17 protein-coding genes are annotated in these 20,898 nt (G+C 53.1%); 8 read left to right on the forward strand and 9 right to left on the reverse strand.

Translation table 11 applies throughout. The features are described from left to right. The first annotated feature begins 12 nt into the window (after positions 1-12). The 7 genes from waaC (KJB30_RS06235) to KJB30_RS06265 all read left to right on the forward strand — a co-directional run bounded on the left by waaC (KJB30_RS06235) (position 13) and on the right by KJB30_RS06265 (position 5,379). Positions 13-1,053, forward strand: a complete 1,041-nt coding sequence (gene waaC / locus KJB30_RS06235) for a lipopolysaccharide heptosyltransferase I (protein WP_214297076.1) — start codon at positions 13-15, stop codon at positions 1,051-1,053. Between the two features lie 22 nt (positions 1,054-1,075). Then, a complete protein-coding gene (locus tag KJB30_RS06240; protein ID WP_214297077.1) occupies positions 1,076-1,678 on the forward strand; it encodes a DUF4254 domain-containing protein in 603 nt (200 codons plus the stop codon). Continuing rightward, positions 1,678-2,676, forward strand: coding sequence for a lipopolysaccharide heptosyltransferase I (waaC, locus tag KJB30_RS06245; protein WP_214297078.1), 999 nt, complete (start codon positions 1,678-1,680; stop codon positions 2,674-2,676). Before KJB30_RS06240 ends, waaC (KJB30_RS06245) begins: the two co-directional genes overlap by 1 nt. A 47-nt stretch (positions 2,677-2,723) precedes the next feature. Further along, a complete protein-coding gene (locus tag KJB30_RS06250; RefSeq protein WP_214297079.1) occupies positions 2,724-3,587 on the forward strand; it encodes a diacylglycerol/lipid kinase family protein in 864 nt (287 codons plus the stop codon). Positions 3,588-3,625: 38 nt separating this feature from the next. Then, positions 3,626-4,399, forward strand: a complete 774-nt coding sequence (locus KJB30_RS06255; RefSeq protein ID WP_214297080.1) for a tRNA threonylcarbamoyladenosine dehydratase — start codon at positions 3,626-3,628, stop codon at positions 4,397-4,399. Positions 4,400-4,492: 93 nt separating this feature from the next. Next, positions 4,493-4,990 (forward strand): ferritin family protein, encoded by a 498-nt coding sequence (locus tag KJB30_RS06260; RefSeq protein WP_214297081.1) that lies wholly within the window; start codon positions 4,493-4,495, stop codon positions 4,988-4,990. A gap of 80 nt (positions 4,991-5,070) precedes the next feature. Then, positions 5,071-5,379, forward strand: a complete 309-nt coding sequence (locus KJB30_RS06265) for a cytochrome C (RefSeq protein WP_214297082.1) — start codon at positions 5,071-5,073, stop codon at positions 5,377-5,379. A gap of 85 nt (positions 5,380-5,464) precedes the next feature. Here KJB30_RS06265 and KJB30_RS06270 read toward each other — a convergent pair whose 3' ends face one another. Beyond that, positions 5,465-7,528, reverse strand: a complete 2,064-nt coding sequence (locus tag KJB30_RS06270; RefSeq protein ID WP_214297083.1) for a sodium-translocating pyrophosphatase — start codon at positions 7,526-7,528, stop codon at positions 5,465-5,467. Positions 7,529-7,770: 242 nt separating this feature from the next. Between KJB30_RS06270 and ybgF the strand changes: the two genes are divergently transcribed. Next, complete coding sequence (gene ybgF, locus KJB30_RS06275; protein ID WP_214297084.1) at positions 7,771-8,601, forward strand: tol-pal system protein YbgF; 831 nt, start codon at positions 7,771-7,773, stop codon at positions 8,599-8,601. A 75-nt stretch (positions 8,602-8,676) separates the two neighbouring features. On the opposite strand, the gene hisB is transcribed toward ybgF, so the two are convergent. The 8 genes from hisB to KJB30_RS06315 form a co-directional block, all read right to left on the reverse strand. After that, positions 8,677-9,264, reverse strand: coding sequence for an imidazoleglycerol-phosphate dehydratase HisB (gene hisB, locus KJB30_RS06280; protein ID WP_214297085.1), 588 nt, complete (start codon positions 9,262-9,264; stop codon positions 8,677-8,679). Between the two features lie 43 nt (positions 9,265-9,307). Further along, entirely contained in the window at positions 9,308-10,360 is a 1,053-nt protein-coding gene (gene hisC / locus KJB30_RS06285) for a histidinol-phosphate transaminase (protein WP_214297086.1), read from the reverse strand. A gap of 89 nt (positions 10,361-10,449) precedes the next feature. Further along, positions 10,450-11,745: a histidinol dehydrogenase gene (gene hisD, locus KJB30_RS06290; RefSeq protein ID WP_214297087.1), complete on the reverse strand. Its 1,296-nt coding sequence runs from the start codon at positions 11,743-11,745 to the stop codon at positions 10,450-10,452. An 11-nt stretch (positions 11,746-11,756) separates the two neighbouring features. Next, positions 11,757-12,404 (reverse strand): ATP phosphoribosyltransferase, encoded by a 648-nt coding sequence (hisG, locus tag KJB30_RS06295; protein WP_214297088.1) that lies wholly within the window; start codon positions 12,402-12,404, stop codon positions 11,757-11,759. Between the two features lie 74 nt (positions 12,405-12,478). Continuing rightward, positions 12,479-13,732: a UDP-N-acetylglucosamine 1-carboxyvinyltransferase gene (murA, locus tag KJB30_RS06300; RefSeq protein ID WP_214297089.1), complete on the reverse strand. Its 1,254-nt coding sequence runs from the start codon at positions 13,730-13,732 to the stop codon at positions 12,479-12,481. Positions 13,733-13,828: 96 nt separating this feature from the next. Beyond that, a complete protein-coding gene (locus KJB30_RS06305; RefSeq protein ID WP_214297090.1) occupies positions 13,829-16,201 on the reverse strand; it encodes an NADH-quinone oxidoreductase subunit B/C/D in 2,373 nt (790 codons plus the stop codon). Further along, a complete protein-coding gene (locus KJB30_RS06310) occupies positions 16,194-16,586 on the reverse strand; it encodes an NADH-quinone oxidoreductase subunit A (RefSeq protein ID WP_214297091.1) in 393 nt (130 codons plus the stop codon). Before KJB30_RS06310 ends, KJB30_RS06305 begins: the two co-directional genes overlap by 8 nt. A gap of 112 nt (positions 16,587-16,698) precedes the next feature. Next, the gene (locus tag KJB30_RS06315) at positions 16,699-20,715 is read right to left on the reverse strand and encodes a beta strand repeat-containing protein (RefSeq protein WP_437179724.1); all 4,017 of its coding nucleotides are present in this window, start codon (positions 20,713-20,715) and stop codon (positions 16,699-16,701) included. Positions 20,716-20,898 lie beyond the last annotated feature (183 nt).

Here is a 20,898-nt window from a genome sequence, read left to right on the forward strand (position 1 = left end):
TAATCCACTACCATGCGTGTCCTTATAATTAAAACCTCTTCCCTGGGTGATGTCATCCACGCCCTACCGGTTATTGACTACCTGCACCAGGTTTCCTCGGGCATTGAAATAGATTGGGCTATTGAAGAACATTTTTTGCCATTGCTTGAACACAATCCCCATCTGGCCCGAATCCATGTCATTCGGACGAAGAAATGGCGCAAAGCTCCCTTCTCTCCCGAAACCCGCAGGGATTTGAAATTTCTGCGGGAAGACCTGCAAGCACGACCCTATGATTTTGTTTTTGACATTCAAGGCAATCTGAAAAGCGGTCTGGTGGCCTGGCTCACCGGTGCGAGCAAACGAATCGGATTCAGCCGCGAGGTTTTGCAGGAAAAGATAAACAGCCTCTTTACCACCCGCCGTATTCCTTTTCGCGCTTGTGACCGCAATGTGACAGACCGCTATCTGCGGGTGGTCAGTGTGCCCTTCGGGCGGGATTATCCAAGCCTGAGCCTTTCCAGTGATATTTTTTCCTCACCTGATGATGAGGAAGCTGCTGACCGTTACATGGCGGAGCTGCCAAGCGGTCTGGTGTTTTTCTTCCAGGTCGGCACCACCTGGAGTTCCAAACTATGGCATCCACAGGGATGGATAGAACTGGCCAGAAAGACACTTGAGAAATATTCGGATGCAACCATTCTGATCAACTGGGGAAGTCCGGCGGAGAAAGCTCTGGGAGAGGATATTATTCGCGAAGTTGGAGATGCAGTACGTCTGCTGCCCTGGTTTACTATTCGCGAGCTGATTCCGGTCATCAGGAGAATGGATCTGGTCATCGGCGGCGACACCGGGCCAGTTTACCTTGCGGCAGCTGTCGGCACTCCTACTGTTTCCTACTACCGTGCCACCAGTGCCGCCAGCTATGCGCCGCAAGGTGAACAGCACCGTTCGATTCAGGCCCCCATGAAATGCGCGGGATGCGGCCGGACATCATGCGATAAAGATGCCGAGTGCCGCAGCAGCATTTCGGTGGACGCCTTGTTTAATGCCGTAGTAGAGTTGATTGCTTAATTTTTTTTTAAAGAGGATAACCATGCTGAACGATCTGCACCTGGCCGGCCTTGAGTCGGCTTTTGACCAAGCCATTGAACAATGGCACCGTGATGATTCTAGTTTTGACGTGCTCCAGGGAGCGGTTAATCCAATTGCTCTGGAACTGGCCTGGCGTAATCATTTGCTTTGGCATGAAGAGGATAAGGCACGTCGCACCGATGTGGATGACAGCGTCATAGCCACAGTCAAACGCGCCATAGATAAGCTCAATCAGCAACGCAACGACCAGATTGAAAAACTGGATGAGGCTATTCTAGCGGAAATTACAAAATCAATTCCCGAACCAAACACAGAAAGAACCAACTCTGAAACCCCAGGGAGTATCGTCGATCGCATCTCGATCATGTCGCTCAAGGTCTATCACATGGCTGAAGACAGCCGTCGCGACGACATCGATGACGAGCACCGTCAGCGTTCGTTGCACCGACTGGCCGTGCTTCAGCTCCAGCGCTACGATCTGTACAACGCCCTGGATCAGCTTTTGGCTGATTATCAGGCGGGCAACAAGCGCATGAAACTCTACAAGCAGTTCAAGATGTACAATGACCCCTCTCTTAATCCGGAATTGTACCGGCAGAAATAATGCGAATTGCTCTTGTCAGACTTTCCTCCCTGGGGGACATCATTCTGTGCCTGGCATCGCTGCAGATCATCCGTCGTCATCTGCCCGACAGCCATATCACCTGGGTGGCGGACCGCCGCTTTGCCGATATCCTCGATCACCATCCCGACATTCAGCAAGTCATAAAGATAGACCTGAAAACTTTGCAAAAGCAAAAATCACTGTCGGGGATCCTTGAAGAGTATCGTCGTCTAAGATCTGTCGGCAAATTTGATGTGATCATTGACCTGCATGGCATGATCAAGTCAGCTGCGATTTCTTCCATCCTGGGTGGCAAGGTATCCGGTTTTGACCGGAAACTGATCAAGGAACCACTAAGCAGCCTGTTTTACAACTGCACCTACCATGTTCCACTGGAGCTGCCCGCCGTTTCTCGATATGCGGCTCTCACCTCCATGAGCCTTGGCCTGGATCTGCAACAGCCTGAGCTATGTCCACCTCAACCTTATCTGCACTGGACAACAGCGGACAACACCATCACTGACCCCTACTTTTCGAAAGAACGCCGCAACATCCTGCTTGTACCTGAAACCAGCGCCCCTTATAAAAACTATCCGCCAAAAAAATATGCGCGCCTGGCCTCCCTCTTAGGGGAAAACATTCTCATCTGCCATGGCAATCAGCAGGAGCTGGAAGCCGCCAAAGCCATTGCAGAGCAACACTCCCACATCCGGCTATTGCCGCGCCTCAATCTGAACCAGCTTAAGGCGGCCGTGGGTCGTAGCGATCTTGTCATTGGAGGGGACTCGGGACCAACACATATTGCCTGGGCATGTGGCGTGCCCTCGATTACCCTTTTTGGAGCCACCCCTGTCTGTATCTGTCCGACGCCCATCAATAGGGTTATTAAAACGTCCTCGCAGGTCAACCTCCGTAAGCCAAACTCCGGTGATGTCTCAGTACGTGACATATCCGAAGAAGAGGTTCTGGCACTAGCCCACGAAATCCTGAACGGCTAAGCCTTTAATATCGTGTTCACAGACCGAAAGCCCATAATGCACCTACCATGAATGTGTTCATTTTTGTAAACCCTGCCTCAGGGGGATATTCTTCGCACCGTTTTGACCAGGTTCTGAATGCCTTGCGAGCACATGGATATGAACCGGCAGTTTTCAAGGTACGCACCCCTGCCGACGTTCTCTCCCACTGCGATGCTATCAACCATGTCATTGATCCCCTGGTGATCGTGGCCGCTGGAGACGGCACAATCAATTCCGTGATTAATGGACTTCAGCCGGGAATCGCCACCTTGGCAGTGTTGCCTTTTGGAACATCAAATGTCGTTGCGGCAGAGCTTGGTATCAGGACCATCGAAGAGGGCATTGAACGCATCTGTGCCGGAAATACCCAGCCGCTCTCGGTTGGCCTTCTTGAATTAAGCAATGAATCCCGCCGATTTGTTCTTATGGCTGGCATCGGACTGGACGGTGCTGTTGTGAGGGATGTTCTTCCTTTGGCCAAGAGGTACCTTAAACAGGGCGCCTACGCCCTCTCCGCCCTAAAGAGAGCCTTTGCCTGGGACAGGACTCCTTTTGAAATTATCACCCCCCACGGGACCGTATCCTGCCATTCAGCAATCATCTGCAATGGTTCCAAATATGGGGGCAACTTTGTATTGGCTCCGGATCGGACTTTTTTCGCACCAGGATTCGAAGCTGTCTGCATACAGGACCACCGGCGGCGAACCTACCTTCGCCTTGCCGTGAACCTGTTTTGCAACAGAGCGGCTGCTAGCAGAGACCTGACGCGAATATGTGCCGAACAGATTGAAATCCTAGGAACCGGCCCTATTCAGCTTGATGGAGACTTTGTAGGGTACGGGCCGGGCAGATTGATAAAACTGCCGAATTTCGCTAAACTAATTATCTGATTTCAATGTCCCCAACCATAGCCCAGGAGTAACCCAAAATGGCTCTTCATCGTCTTTCCCGAACCGAACTTCTCATTGGTGCGCAGGGACTGGCACAACTTCATTCCAAACATGTCATGATCTGCGGCATCGGCGGTGTCGGCAGCTATGCAGCTGAAGCACTGGGGAGGGCCGGAATCGGACGGATCACTCTTGTTGACTTTGACGATATCTGTCTAACCAACATCAATCGCCAGCTTCATGCGTTAACCAGCACCGTCGGCTTGCCCAAGGTGGAGGTAATGGCAGCTCGCCTGAGAGAGATCAATCCTTTGGCGGAAATCGTTCCGGTCAAGGCTTTTTTTTCAGGGGAAAATGCGGTTCAGCTGCTGGATCCGCGTCCTGATTATGTGCTGGATGCAATCGACCATTTCACCGCTAAGGCAGCCCTGATCACCACCTGCATTGAAAAGGGAATCCCGGTGATTTCAAGCATGGGGGCAGCAAACAAGCTTGATCCCACCAAGATCCATGTTGCAGACATCTCGGCAACCCGCAACTGCCGCATGGCCCGCAGCATGCGCAAGATGCTACGCAAAGTGGGCATATCCAGCGGTGTCCAGGTTGTATATTCCAGTGAAGAACACCGCGAACTGAATCCCTCCGCCTCTTTCTGCGGCACCGAATGCATCTGCCCTAACCGTGACCAGCAGGTCTTCAGCTGCGACAACCGGAGGGTCATCCTCGGCACCATTTCCTATCTCCCATCACTGTTCGGACTTACCATGGCGGGAGTGGTGACGAATGAACTGCTGCGGCCCTCCAGCCATTAATCTTTACGCTCATAATTGAAAATTCTTTATTGAACATTTCTTTTTTGTGACTATACTTGGCTCCAAAATTCCAATTGAGCAAGGGGAGGAACCATGGGCAAGGAATACACCTTACAAGAAGCTTTGAAACTCGCCATCAAAGCCGAAAAAGACAGCATGGATTTTTACCGCAAAGCGGCTTCTGTAGCAACCAACGAGCGGGCAAAGAAAGTGCTTGAACTGCTTGCCAATGAGGAAGTCGGCCACCTGAAAGCATTCTTCGATCATTACAAGGGTGGAGACTTTGGTGATCTCACCTCCTACATGCAATCCCCTGCTGACGAAAAAAATCCGACATATATGCAACTGCTAAAGGTGCTTGACGGAAATATGGTTGAGAAGAAAGCCCTTGAACTTGCGCTAGGAGAAGAGAAGGCCTGCATCGGTCAGTACACCCAATTGGCACAGGGAGTGGTTGATCCGGCGGTCAGAGCCGTTTTCGAGCGTGTCGTCAAGGAGACTCAGGGCCATTATGATCTGATCGAATCAGAATATGCTCATATCATGGCTATGGTCCACGAGACCGATCAGGACATCTACGTCAGGGAGTAATATTTAATCTTCTAAGACGCCTTATTGTGGGCCTGGACATTTCGTGTCAGGCCCATTTTCTTTATCGAAAAGGAGTTGCCATGAAATATCAACATACTGCAACATGTGTGGCTGCACTACTGATCACCACTTCGGCCTGCTGGTCAGCTGATAGCGGCAGCAATCTCGGCAATGTCCGAGGGGGCGACTTCAAAGAAGCCCGCGGGATCATCTCAAAGAAATGCACCACCTGCCATAGCGCTACCAGAATCGACGCAGCATTAGCCGCAAAGAAAGACATGGTCAAAATTCAACAGGCAATGGAAACCAAGGGGCTGAAACTTAACACCAAAGAGCGCGAAGTATTGGGAATCTACTGGAAGCAGAATCCACTCAAGCAGAGCAAGTAGGCACCACCCACTTTGGGGAATATAAATAAAAAAGCGGCATGGGAACCAATCCCATGCCGCTTTTTTATTTTATGTTACTAATCGGTTACATCATTTTTGCCAGAAGAGGCACGATCAGCAGCGATACGATGTTGATGATCTTGATCATCGGGTTAACAGCCGGGCCGGCGGTGTCCTTGTAGGGGTCGCCGACAGTATCGCCGGTAACAGCTGCTTTGTGGGCATCGCCACCCTTGCCGCCATGATGACCATCTTCGATGTATTTCTTGGCATTATCCCAGGCGCCACCGCCGGTTGTCATAGAGATGGCAACGAAGATGCCAGTCACGATGGTACCGACAATTACGCCGCCCAAGGCCTTAGGACCGAGGGTAAAGCCGACGATGACCGGTGCGAGGATTGGAATCAAACCAGGGATGACCATCTCTTTAAGGGCAGTCTTGGTGACGATATCAACGCAGGAAGCATAGTCCGGTTTTCCGGTACCTTCCATAATGCCTTTGATTTCGCGGAACTGGCGACGTACTTCAACAACAACGGCGCCACCGGCCTTGCCGACCGCTTCCATGCATTGGGCGGCAAAATAGTAAGGGAGCATACCACCGATGAACAGGCCGACAATGATATAGGGGTCGGAGAGATCGAAAGTAAGAGCCTGTCCCGGGGGCATAAGGGCTTTAAGTTCATCAACATAGGAAGTGAACAAGATAACTGCTGCAAGCCCGGCCGAACCGATTGCATAGCCTTTAGTAACAGCTTTGGTGGTGTTGCCAACCGCATCCAGAGGATCGGTGACATCACGGACTGACTTATCCAATTCCGCCATCTCGGCAATACCACCGGCGTTGTCGGTAATAGGACCATAGGCGTCCATGGCAACCACGATACCGGTAAGGGAGAGCATGGATACGGCAGCGATGGCAATACCGTACACACCGGCACACTGGAAGGAAACGATAATCCCGGCAGCAATGACGATCACCGGAGCAGCAGTTGACTTCATCGAGATACCGAGACCGGCAATAACGTTGGTGCCATGGCCGGTGGTTGAAGCCTGGGCAATGTGCTTGACAGGCCCGTATTCGGTAGATGTGTAGTACTCAGTGATCCAGAAGATAGCTCCGGTGACGACCAGACCGACAATGGCGGAGATAAAGATATTAAGTGCGGAGAAGGTTACGCCGCCAGCATTGGTAAGCCCCTGGGGGAACATCTGGACAGTAACAAAATAAAAGGCAATACAGGCCAGAACACCGGAAACAATCAGACCTTTGTACAAAGCCGGCATGATCTTCTGGCTGGCACCGAGTTTTACGAAGAAGGTACCGATAATGGATGTAACGATGGATATACCGCCCAGGATCAGCGGATAACTGACGGCACTCTGATTGCTGTTAAAAGCGATGGCACCGAGCAGCATGGCTGCGATCAGGGTGACAGCGTAGGTTTCGAAAAGGTCGGCGGCCATACCGGCACAGTCACCAACGTTGTCTCCCACGTTATCGGCAATAACAGCCGGGTTGCGGGGATCATCCTCAGGAATACCGGCTTCAACCTTGCCTACCAGGTCAGCGCCGACATCAGCACCTTTGGTGAAGATACCACCGCCAAGACGGGCGAAAATGGAGATCAGGGATCCACCGAAACCAAGGCCAACCAGTTGGCTGACCACATCCTTGACCGGTGCACCCGGCATAAGTTTCTGCAGAACCATGTAGTAACCGGCAACGCCCAGAAGTCCCAGACCGACCACCAGCATACCGGTGATTGCGCCTCCCTTGAAAGCAACGTTGAGGGCTTTGGTAATACCTGATTTTGCAGCCTCAGTGGTACGTACATTGGCTCGAACCGACACAAACATCCCGATGAAACCGGTAAGCCCTGAGAAGATCGCGCCGATGGCAAAACCGATGGCGGTTTTGACTCCGAGGGTGGCAAACAGTGCGATAAACATGACCACACCAACCACGGCAATGATGGTGTACTGGCGCTTCATGTAGGCGCCGGCACCTTCCTGAATAGCAGCGGCAATCTGTTTCATCCGCTCGTTACCCTGGGGCAGCGCCAGGATCCACTGGGCCGAAATCAGGCCGTAGGCAACCGCCGCGATGGCACACGCCAGGGCAAAAAGCACAGCATACTGTTCCATTGTTTCATTTCCTCCCGTTTCTATTTATAGTCACACATCCAGCAATCATCATAAAAACCCGAAATTGTTAGTGCAAATATCGATTAATGTCAACAATTTTGTTTACAATACCGCATGTTAACGTGATTGCAATAGCACGGTATCATATTGTACCGGCACCGGCTCAACTCCCTCGGCTCTTGAAACCACTGATGCACCATGTTATATAATTGAGCACAATTCCAATGCAGAGGAGACCGTGAATGAACCGTATCATCAAGCTTGCTCTTGTACCACTTGTTATTGGTCTTGCAGGATGTGCCACTCAAGGTTCTCTTGAATCTACCAGGAGTGACATAGATGCCGTCAAAACAAGGCTCTTTTCTCTGGAAAGGGATCTCGGCAGTGTACGATCGGAAACGAAGGAACAAATAGGTGCGCTCGAGACAGGATTACGAGCGGATATATCTGCAACCAGGAAAATATCGGCTGACCTGCAGGCAAACATAGACAGCACAAAAGCCGAGATGCAGGCACTTAGCGGTAAGGTTGACGATACGGCAACCACCGCAAAACAGCCCGGCGAGGAACTGACCCGCTACCGCAACGATGCCGACAAACGCATTATCCTTATGGAAGACAGGATCCTGAAACTTCAGGGATCAGTGGATGAGCTTAACAAAAAACTGGCAGAGGTGGCCCAGCAGAAAGAGGTTCCTGCTTCCCCCGATGCTCTTTATATCAAGGGCCTGGAACTTTTCAAAGCGGGTGACATGCCTGCTGCACGGGAGCGTCTCCAGAAGTTCATCGAGCAGAACCCCAATCATGAGCTGGTCGCTAATGCCCATTATTGGATAGGTGAAACACACTACAGTGAAAAAGCATACGAACCGGCCATACTCTCCTTTCAGGAAGTCATCAAGAACTTTCCTGACAAAGAAAAAGCACCGGCAGCCATGCTAAAACAGGCCATGTCATTCAAAGCCATCAATGATCTGAAAAGCGCAAGATATGTACTTAAAAAGCTGGTGGATGGTTATCCAAAGAGTGAAGAGGCAAAAAAAGCAAAAGACCTGCAAAAGGAAATTAAATAGAAGACAGGTAGGTGCAGAGACATGAAAAAAGGGGCAGTGAGTTGGACTCACTGCCCCTTTTCATTTGATCAGATCTTAAAGAACACCCTTTGTGGACAGGACACCTTCCACTCTCGGATCCATTTGAGTGGCTGCATCCATTGCACGGGCAAAGGCCTTGAAACAGGCTTCAATAATGTGATGGACATTGTCACCATACATCACGTTGATATGCAGGTTCAGTCCGCTGTGGTTGACGAATGCCTGAAAGAATTCTCTCGCCAGCTCCACATCGAAATCCCCGATTTTTACCTTAGGCAGCGTGACATGATAAACAAAGTAAGGGCGTCCTGAGATATCAATCGCCACACTGGCCAGAGTCTCATCCATCGGTATGGTGGCCTGGCCATAGCGGCGGATTCCCTTCTTGTCACCCAGTGCCTGCTTGAAAGCCTCACCCAGTACGATACCGATATCCTCCACCGTGTGGTGGAAATCAATGTCGATGTCTCCGCAGGCCTCTACAGTAAGATTGAAAAGGCCATGCCGCGCGAAAAGATTGAGCATGTGATCTAGAAAGGGAACGGAAGTGCAGACTACCCCCTTGCCTGTGCCGTCTACATCCAGCGACAATTTTATCTTGGTTTCCTGGGTATTTCTTTCGATTGTTGCTGATCGTGACATTATCCCTCCGAAAGCGCTCTCTTCTGGATATTTCCTAAAACGCCTAACCGATTTCCTTGATTGCAGACAACGTCTTTTCCATTTCTTCCCGCGTACCGATGGAGATGCGCAGACCATGGGCAAGCAGCGGGTCCGAAAGCAACCGCACCAGAATCTTGCGACTGTAAAGACCATCGTAGACTCTTTTGCCATTTTTGTCTGGCGATGAGGCAAACACAAAGTTGCCTTGAGATGAAATCACATCATAGCCGATTTGAAGAAGTTCCTTGGAGAACCACTCCCGCGTCTCTACGATTTTGCGGCACGACTCGCGGAAATAATCCTGGTCCTGCAATGCAGCCACACAGGCCACCTGGGCCAGACGGTCAAGATTGTAATGGTCACGGATCTTATCCAAGGCGGCGATGATTTCCGGACGGGCAACGGCCAATCCCAAGCGCATGCCGGCCAGGGCGTAGCTCTTGGAGAGAGTGCGTGTGACCACCACATTGTCGTACTTTTTCACCAACTCCAGTGCGTTCCACTTGCAAAAATCAGCGTATGCCTCGTCCACCACCAGCAGCCCGGTGCAGCGCTGAGCCAGCTCCTCCACATAGGACAGGGGAAATGCCCTTCCCAGCGGGGAGTTTGGGGTCGTCAGAAAGAATAACTTTCCTTCGTACCGTTCAGGAAAATCCTTGATCCGGAAGTCGTCGCCCAGACCAAAAGTCCGTACCCGTGCCCCCTGAATTTCAGCAAGAGTTGAATAGTAGGAATAGGAAGGATGAACGTAGCCGATCTCTTCACCCTCTCCGGCGCAGGCACGAATCAGGTTATTGAGCACCTCGTCGGACCCGTTGGCCATGATGATCCAGGAAGGGTCGAAGCCGTACAAGTGGGCGGCAGTTTCGCGCAGTTTCTGGCTGGAGGCGCTGGGATAAGTGCGCAAAAGATCACCCTCGGAACCCAGTTCGGCAATAATTGCCTCCTTCACCCGCGGAGAAGGTGGATAGGGATTTTCATTGGTATTGAGCTTGATCCATGAGGCGATGTCGTCCGGCTGAAAACCGGGTACATAGCCCTGCATGGTGGCGATGTTGTGGCGAAGCTGATTCATATTAAAATCCTATTCCACACGAAGCCACAAAGAACACAAAGCAAACCTGCAGAAAGATTTGCCACGTCGGGCCCCCTTGTGGAGAACGCTTATTTATTTTCCAGTCGGATGCTGACCGATTTACCGTGCGCCTCTAACCCTTCCAGCCCCGCAATCCGCACAATGTCATTGCCCATACGCTTTAATCCGTCTTCCGAGAAGTAGACAATGGAGGATTTCTTGACAAAATCATCCGTTGAAAGGGGTGAGAAGAAACGGGCGGTGCCGCCGGTTGGCAGGGTATGGTTAGGCCCGGCAAGGTAGTCGCCGGCTGCCTCCGGTGTCCAGTGCCCCATGAAGATTGCACCGGCATTGGTGATCTGCGGGAGGATTGCAAAAGGATCGCTGACAGCAAGTTCCAGGTGTTCAGGAGCAATCCTGTTGGAAAACTCGATCACCTCTTCCAGTGAAGAGGCCACAATGACAGCACCATATTTCTCCCATGACGTCCGTGCAATGGTTTCGCGAGAAAGTTGGCCCAACTGGCGCTCCACCTCGGCGGCCACACGTTCGCCAAAGGAACGATCAGTGGTGATCAGGATCGATGAAGCCAGTTCGTCATGCTCGGCCTGGGAAAGCAGATCGGCTGCGATATGGGCCGGCGTGCCGCTGCCATCGCTGATCACCAGTATTTCGCTCGGGCCGGCGATCATGTCGATGCCCACCTGCCCGAAGACAAGCTTCTTTGCGGTGGCAACGTAGATGTTGCCGGGACCGGTAACCTTGTCCACCTTGGGTATTGTAGCTGTACCGTATGCCAGCGCGGCTACAGCCTGGGCGCCACCGATGCGAAAGATGCGATCAACACCCGAGAGTTTTGCAGCGACCACAACATGCGGATTGATTTCGCCCCCCGGTGTCGGGGCCACCATGATAATCTCTCCCACCCCGGCAACACGTGCAGGCACGGCATTCATGATAACACTGGAAGGGTAGCTCGCCTTGCCCCCCGGCACGTAGATACCGACTCGTGCCAAAGGCGTAACCTTCTGGCCCAGCATCACATCCAGTTCCTCGGTGGAGAGCCAGGTCCGCTGTTTCTGTTTCTCGTGAAAGCGCCCTACCCGCTCGACAGCCAGCTTCAAGGCCGCAATATCCTGAGGGTCAACCTGGCTGAAGGCGGTTTCAACTTCTTCCGCAGTAACCTCCAGCTCGGCAAGGGAGCCGGCATCAAGACGATCAAAGCGGCGGGTCAATTCCAGAACAGCAGCATCACCGCGCCGACGCACGTCAGAGATGATGTCCAGAACAACCTGCTCCACCTCCCGACCGGTTTCATCACCTCGCGAAAGGATCGCCTCAAACTTCAGATCGAAATCATGGTCCTGTATATCAAGGAATAACATTGTTCACCCTGTTAGGCTGACTGGAGCACCTGCTCCAGACCCTGGATAATTGCACTGATTCGTTCCTGTTTAGTCTTGAGACTGGCTCGATTTACGATCAGCCTCGTGGTGATTTCTGCAATGGTTTCAACTTCAACCAGCCCATTCTGCCGCATGGTTTCACCGGTGGAAACCAGATCCACAATTCGTTCAGACAACCCCACCAGCGGTGCCAGTTCAATTGAACCGTACAGCTTGATGATCTCAACCTGAATACCTTTGGCAGCAAAATAGCTTTCGGTCACATGGGGGTACTTGGTGGCAATGCGGATATGGGACCAGCCGGAGGGATCGTCATTTTTTGCCAGATTGGCAGGTTCCGCAACCATCATACGGCAATATCCGAACTTCAGATCCAGTGGTTCATAGACATCCTTGCCCTGCTCCATCAAAGTGTCCTTACCGACGATACCCAGGTCTGCGCTGCCATATTCCACATAGGTGGGAACATCGGTGGCTCGCACAATCATATAGCGCATCTTTTCGGCACTGTTTTCAAAGATAAGCTTGCGGGAATCGCTCAGCAACTCACGGCAATTGATGCCGATCCTGCCGAAAAGATCTACGGATTCTTCCAGAATGCGGCCTTTGGGGATGGCAATCGTGATGTAATCTGACATTTGCATGTTTCCTTGTAGAGGGCGAGATCGCCGCCCTGAACGTTGCGTTGGATGCGGGCGGGGAAACCCAGCCCCTACTCCTTCACCCTGACGATATCAGCACCGAGGCCGACCAATTTTTTCTCAATGGATTCGTATCCGCGATCAAGGTGATAGATGCGGGTGATTTCGGTGGTGCCTTCTGCCGCTAGCCCGCCCAGAATCAGTGATGCGGAAGCACGCAGATCAGTGGCCATGACCGGGGCGCCGGAGAGTTTTTTGACACCCTTTACAGTGGCCGTGCTCCCCTCCACTGTTATATCCGCTCCGAATCTCAGCAACTCCGAAACATGCATGAAGCGGTTTTCGAAGATGTTTTCGGAAATCACGCTGGCACCTTCTGCAACGCACATCAGCGCCATGAACTGGGCCTGCATATCCGTAGGGAAACCGGGATATGGACGGGTCTTGATGTTAACGCCCCTCATTTTTTTGGAACCCTTGACTCTCACCACATTATCGCGGCTGGTGATCTCGACACCTGCGTCCTGCAGCTTGAAAACCAGCGCATCCAGATGTTCCAGTTTCATGCCATGGATCTTTATATCTCCACCGGTGATAGCTGAGGCGATCATGAATGTTCCGGCTTCAATGCGATCAGGCATGACGCTGTAATTGACGGGAGAAAGCTCGGAGACCCCCTGAATCTTGATGGTATCAGTCCCAGCCCCCTCAATCTTGGCTCCCATTCGGTTGAGTATCAGTCCGAGATCGACAATCTCCGGTTCGCGGGCGGCATTTTCAAGAATAGTCTCCCCTTTGGCGGTGGCTGCAGCCATCATCAGATGCTCCGTACCCCCAACGGTGGAGATGTCGAAGTTAATCCTGGCACCCTTCAGGCGTTTGGCTTTGGCTTCCACATAACCATGCTCCAGGGTTATTTCGGCACCCAAAGCCTGAAGTCCTTTCAGATGCAGGTTGATCGGACGTGCCCCGATGGCACAGCCACCTGGAAGCGAAACACGCGCCTTGCCAAAGCGGGCCAGTAACGGGCCCAGAACCAGCACCGAAGCACGCATGGTCTTGACCAGATCATAGGTGGCTTCATGACTGTTGATGCCGGCGGTGTTGATCTTGACAATGTTACCGTTGCCTTCCACATCTGCACCGAGAGACTCCAGGACTTTGATGGTCGTGTTGATGTCTCGCAGGAAGGGAACATTGCCGATAGTGTTGAGTCCCGGGGCCAGTATGGTTGAGACAAAGATGGGCAAAGCGGCGTTTTTGGAACCGCTGATCTGCACCTCGCCCTTGAGTTTTTTTCCGCCGTTGATGATGAGTTTGTCCACGTCACACCCTTAAATTAAAAGTTGAATATAGTAGCCCATGGTTCCACTGTTGTACAAGAAATTTTGAGAGAATTTCTGAAGGATACGCTCTGCGGATCACCGGTCCAGATCTGCCAGCACAAAATCGATTGATCCGATGATGGCCAGAAAATCAGCGACCATCCATCCTCGGCTCATGATCGGCAGTGCCTGAATATGAGGAAAACTGGGGGTGCGAATACGCATACGGTAGGGAATGTTGAGTCCATCTGATACTGCAAAATAGCCATTCTCCCCCTTGGGAGCTTCAATGGCAGAGTAGTTTTCTCCCCGGGGAGGGGCCATTCCCCGGGTCGTATTGACAAAATGATGAATCAGGCTTTCGATATCCTTAAGTGCATCCGGCTTCTGCGGCACTACATAGCGGTACTCCTCAGCAATCCAACGGCCGCCCGGCATCTCCCGCATGGCCTGTTCTACAATGCGCAGCGACTGGCGAATCTCTTCCAACCTCACCAGATAGCGAGCCCAGCAATCGCCCCCCTCTGCCACGGCCACATCGAAATCAAAACGCTCATACCCGGCATAGGGCATCTTCTTCCTCAGATCCCACTCCAGTCCGCAGGCACGCAGATTAGGACCTGATACACCCCATTCCATCGCATCCTGAAGAGAGATGGCGCCAACGTCGCGTAAACGCCGGTTAAAGACAATATTGCCGTTCAACAGCTGCTCGTACTCTTTGAGCCGACCCGGCATCCAGGCCAGGAATGACTTGACCGGTTCCTGCCATCCATCTGGCAGATCTTCGGCCACTCCACCGATGCGAAACCAGGCAGGGTGCATCCTACCACCGGTGATCATCTCAACTATGTCGAAAATCTTTTCACGATCTGTAAATGTGTAGAAAACGGGAGTCATGGCCCCAACATCGGCGGCAAATGTCCCCAACCAAACGAGGTGATTAGCAATTCTGAACAGTTCGGCGAGCATCACGCGGACATATATGGCGCGGTCCGGAACCGTCAAGCTGCAGAGGCGCTCCACTGAATTTACATAAGCCAGGTTGTTCTGCACCCCGGCGAGGTAATCAATGCGGTCGGTGTAGGGAATGAACTGGTTCCAGTGCTGGCGCTCCGCCGTCTTTTCTGCTGCCCGATGGTGATAACCGATCTCAAAATTCACATCGGTAATCTCTTCACCGTCCAGCTTGAGAATACAGCGAATGACGCCGTGGGTACCAGGATGCTGTGGCCCCAGGTTAAGCACCATTTCCCCTTCGCCTACACGTTCAAAAAAATCCGTAGCCGGGAGTGCCTGATGCTTGCGGGCGTCTTCAGTAGTGTAAGGCGGCATCTCCGTAGCACGGAAAGGATGGGATTTCTGCAGGGGGTGACCGACCCAGTCAGGGGGCATCAGGATGCGCTGCAGGTTCGGGTGGCCGCTGAAGCGGATGCCGAACATGTCAAAAACTTCACGCTCATACCAGTTGGCAGCAGGAAAGACAGAGGTAACGCTGTGAGCCTCAGGAACATCACCAGTTAGTTCTGTCTTGATCCGCAGATAGCCGGGCTGGTCAAATGAGAGCAGATGGTAGTTGAGAGTGTAGTCTTGATAATCTTCTCTTTTCCGACGGGCAGAATCGTCAACAGCAGCAATATCTTCCAAGCGTCGGAAGGCAATACCGGATCTGTTTTTCAAGTGCCTCAGAAGGTCAGGCACCAATGCGGCAGGCGCCCGCAGGGTAAGCATATCTGTCGCCGCAGGGTCGACAATAACCTGATCGGAGAACAGCTCTGAAATTTCTTGAGGAAGTCCGAAGTCGGAGTAATCATGTCTGGCGGCAGCCGGTCGCCACATCTCATCGGTGCGGGAGAGCCAGAAACGGGGTTGGGTGACAGACGTACCCCTGATTTTTGTCTCCTCCAGTCCAGGTCCGCGCGGATCGTTGGTCTTGGTTACACCCGGCACCAGTACCGGTGCGGTAGTTCCCTGGCTGCCACCCTGCAGCCGCAGTACCGGTCGACTGGGTCGTTCCTGGCTGCGAATCTTTTTTTGAAGCTCTATCAGCCCCTGCATGAAAGCTTCCGGACGTGGAGGACATCCCGGCACATACACATCTACCGGCAAGATCTGGTTCACTCCCTGCACTACGCTGTAGACATCGTACATCCCACCGGAGTTGGCACAGCTGCCCATGGAAATGACCCAGCGCGGCTCAGCCATCTGTTCGTACAGATTCAGAATGGAAGGGGCCATCTTGGTAAAAACAGTTCCGGCAATAACCATGACATCTGCCTCGCGCGGAGTACCGCGCAGAACTTCGGCACCAAAGCGGGAGATATCATGGCGCGAGGTAAAGGAGGTCATCATTTCTACAAAGCAGCAGGAGAGCCCAAAGAACATGGGCCAGAGAGAATTGGCGCGCCCCCAGTTGATCAGATCGTCCAGACGGACAAGCAGAATGTTATCGGGATTGGAATCAGACATCAGGAGAGCGCCTTCTGGAGGCTGCGGGGCCCCAGTCAAGTCCACCTTTCAGCCAAAGCCAGACCAGACCGGCTGCTAGGATGATTATAAAAACAGTGATCTGCACAAGGCCAACAAGCCCCAGCAGATCCCAGGCAACAGCCCAGGTAAAAACAAAGGCCGCCTCAACATCAAAAACAATAAAGAATATGGCTATAAGGTAGAAGGGAACCGGCCATGCAAGGCGTGCTGAGGTTGTCGGGTTAATTCCGGATTCATAGGCAGATGAGTTATGTGCGGAACTTCGCCCCCCTCCAAGCCACCACGCAGCCAGCAGCAGACCGCCGATCAAAGCGACGGTTATGGCAGAATAAATCAGCAGATGGAAAAAGGCCTCGGGCAACATGTCAGAAGTATATCAGAGCATGTGGGAGGATTAAACCCTATTTAACGCAAGCGCCCCACCAGACAGGCATCTGATAGGGCGTTTGAAGCTAACCATTTGGCACAACCTTAGATTACTTGCAGTGTCCTGGACCAATCATACCATTGTTGTACTGATCCAGCCTTGATGCGGTTGTAATGAAATCATCACGTACAGCACCGGAAACATCCGAGGTAATAAGCGGAGAACCATCATACTTCTCCAAAAGCTCCGCAGCATGTTTGAAATCGCTGTCGATTACCGAAACACTGGCGCCAGACAGCTTATTGAGATAGGCGGCAATGTACTGGTGGGCCAGGATGTAATAGGCGTTCCCGCCCGATGGATCGGTCATCAGCACGTTGTACCAGCTCTGCCCAAGGCCGAAGAAAAGCGCATTCTCGCCACCGGCAAGCTTACCCCAGGTAGCGTTGCGTTTTTTGGCGCCGTCGTACACGGTGTGGGTTTTCCAGTACCCCCAGGTATAGGAACATCCGCCACTGGTGCTGCCGGTGCAAACCAGCCAGGCCGTATCGGAGTCGGTAACAGCAAGGCCGTTGTAGGTTCCGGAGACCAATGCGGTGTTGGAGAACACGCCAGCTGTGGTACACGCATCGGAATCCCTGAGCTGAGGTATTTCCCTATAAGTGTACACCTTGGATCCCTTTGCGGAGAGACTGCCGACGCTGTAGGCCGGGAGCCCAAGATTGGAATCTTGGATCTGAACATTGCTAAGCGTAGTGCTGCCGCAGTTTTTGACGGTCAGGCGGTAATCCGCAGAATGCGGAGCAGTGGTCCCAGGTGCAGTAGCCTGGGTATCGGCAGTTTTCCAGGTCACCCCGCCATCGACGCTGATGTCCTTAATGATGTCGAGGCAGGATGTGGTGACAGTGCACACCAGCCAGGCCGAATCGCTGGCGGTGACGGGAATGTCGTTGTACACCGCTGTTACGGTAGCCACGTTTTCAAAGGCGCCGGAGCTCTGGCAAGCCTTGATGGTTGGTGCCAGCTTGGGTATCTGGGACGAGCCCAGAGCGGTGGAAGCCCCGGCCGGCAGCACGGAAATCATGTAGTTGCTGATTCCCAGAACGGGGTCGTCGACGTCGACATTGGTGAGATTCACTGTGCCGCAGTTGTTCACAACCAGCTTGTACAGCACGTTGAAGGGAACGCTCTTGGCGGCAGCGCTCTCCTGGGTATCGGCATCTAGCCAGGTTTTTCCGCTATCAACACTGATCTTCTTCTGCAGATTGATACAGGCAACGCTCTCCTGGCTGCCGCAGTGGCCCGGGCCGGAAACGCCGTTGTTATAGGAATCCAGGATGGCTGCCCAGGACAGCACCTTGCTCTGGTCACCCTGTTTCAGGGTTGCCCAGGCACTATAGCTGGTGGTGGTCAGGAAACTGTCGGCAGCTGTAATAATGCTGGCAACCGCGGCAGGATCAGCACCGGCTTTTAGGTTGAGCTTAGCGGCCAGCAGTTGGGCATAGAGCTTGGTGATGCCGTTGGAAGAAGTGCCATAGACGTTCTGGTTGAGAACATCATAGGCAATCTTGGCAGTAGTAACGTTAATGGTCTTGGTTCCCCCTTTGTTCCCCAGGTACTGGGGCAGGAGCGGACTGAGCACATCGGCCTGCGGACCGAAGCCGGCGTGGTTTTTCCAGTAGCCGATGGTAAAGGTACAACCGAAACTGGGGATCTTGACGATGATCGAGCAATTGTTAGCACCGCTGTTACCGTTTTTGTCAGTGACCGTCACGATATAGGTGAAGGTCCCGCTGACTGTCGGGGTACCGGAGATGGTGCCATTTAGCGCCATGGTGATGCCAGCCGGCAATCCGGTGGCCGTGAATACATAGGGGCCACCGACACCGCCGCTGGCTGTCATGACTACAGGCGTGATGGCCACACCCTGTACAGCGGTGATGGAAACGCAGATAGCGCTAGGCGGCGGGTTGACCGTCACCGAGCAATTGAACGTGCCGCTGTTGGCATTCTTGTCTTTGACAGTAACGGTATAGGTGAAAGTCCCGCTGACGGTGGGTGTGCCGGAAATTGTTCCATCGGCAGCCATACTAAGCCCTGCAGGCAGGCCGGTGGCTGTGAAGGTATAGGAACTACCGATACCACCGCTAGCAATCAGTTTAACAGGAGTGATTGCAATACCCTGTACCGCTGTAATGGAAATACAGCTGGCGGTGGGAGGGGCATTGACGGTGACCGAGCAGTTTGAAGTGCCGATGTTACCGGCTTTGTCGGTAATCGTGACGGTGTAGGGGAACGTACCGCCGACAGTCGGTGTGCCGGAGATTTTACCTGTGGCGTCCATGGTGAGACCAGCAGGCAGGCCCGAAGCGGAGAAGGTATAGGGACCACCATCACCGCCGCTGGCGCTCATGGTTACAGCTGTGATCGGCGTGCCCTTCACCGCGATGATGGATACGCAGGTTCCGGTGATGGGGGGATAGGTTACGGTGACCGAGCAGTTTGAAGTGCCGATGTTACCGGCCTTGTCGGTAATTGTGACGGTGTAGTTGAATGTGCCGCCGACAGTCGGTGTGCCGGAGATCGTGCCGCCAGTTGACATTACGAGTCCGTCAGGCAGACCGTTGGCGCTGAAGGTGTAGGAACCACCATCACCACCGCTTGCGCTCATGGTTACAGCTGTGATCGGCGTGCCCTTCACTGCGGTGATAGATACGCAGGTTCCGGTGATGGGGGGATAGGTTACGGTGACCGAGCAGTTTGAAGTGCCGATGTTACCGGCTTTGTCGGTAATCGTGACGGTGTAGGAAAACGTACCGCCGACAGTCGGTGTACCGGAGATTTTACCTGTGGCGTCCATGGTGAGACCAGCAGGCAGGCCCGAAGCGGAGAAGGTATAGGGACCACCATCACCGCCGCTGGCGGTCATGGTTACAGCTGTGATCGGCGTGCCCTTCACTGCGGTGATAGATATGCAGGTTCCGGTGATGGGGGGATAGGTTACGGTGACCGAGCAGTTTGAAGTGCCGATGTTACCGGCCTTGTCAGTAATTGTGACGGTGTAGTTGAATGTGCCGCCGACAGTCGGTGTACCGGAGATCGTGCCGCCAGTTGACATTACGAGTCCGTCAGGCAGACCGTTGGCGCTGAAGGTGTAGGAACCACCATCACCACCGCTTGCGCTCATGGTTACAGCTGTGATCGGCGTGCCCTTCACTGCGGTGATAGATACGCAGGTTCCGGTGATGGGGGGATAGGTTACGGTGACCGAGCAGTTTGAAGTGCCGATGTTACCGGCTTTGTCGGTAATCGTGACGGTGTAGGAAAACGTACCGCCGACAGTCGGTGTACCGGAGATTTTACCTGTGGCGTCCATGGTGAGACCAGCAGGCAGGCCCGAAGCGGAGAAGGTATAGGGACCACCATCACCGCCGCTGGCGCTCATGGTTACAGCTGTGATCGGCGTGCCCTTCACCGCGATGATGGATACGCAGGTTCCGGTGATGGGGGGATAGGTTACGGTGACCGAGCAGTTTGAAGTGCCGATGTTACCGGCCTTGTCAGTAATTGTGACGGTGTAGTTGAATGTGCCGCCGACAGTCGGTGTACCGGAGATCGTGCCGCCAGTTGACATTACGAGTCCGTCAGGCAGACCGTTGGCGCTGAAGGTGTAGGAACCACCATCACCACCGCTTGCGCTCATGGTTACAGCTGTGATCGGCGTGCCCTTCACTGCGGTGATAGATACACAGGATCCGGTGATCGGTGGATAGGTCACGGTGACCGAGCAGCTGGTGTTGCCGGTGTTGCCGTGGCTATCCGTTACAGTCACGGTGTAAGGGAACGTACCGCCGACAGTCGGTGTGCCGGAGATCGTGCCGCCAGTTGACATTACGAGTCCGTCAGGCAGACCGTTGGCGCTGAAGGTGTAGGAACCACCATCACCACCGCTTGCGCTCATGGTTACAGCAGTGATCGGCGTGCCCTTTACTGCGGTGATAGATACGCAGTTGGCCGTGGGCGGTGTAATACATGTAGCGCTGCTATTCTTGGTAATAACTACCTGACTACCAGCCCCCGTCGCGTTGCAAGTAAGGGTTGAGGTGGAAGGTGAACCGACTGGCATATAGCTGCCGGTAATAGTTGCGGTTGCGGTTGTACCAACAAAAGTTAGATCAGTCGGAACGCCGGTCAATGTAGTATCGGGAGAGTGGCTGCAGGTGATGTTTTTCAGATTCTCGGTACCGGTATTGGTAATTGTGGCTGAGAACTGGATTGGCCCCTGGCCTACGGCATCGGTGCAGGTTTC

The sequence above is a fragment of the Pelotalea chapellei genome, from assembly GCF_018531195.1.
GTDB lineage: Bacteria > Desulfobacterota > Desulfuromonadia > Geobacterales > Pseudopelobacteraceae > Pelotalea > Pelotalea chapellei.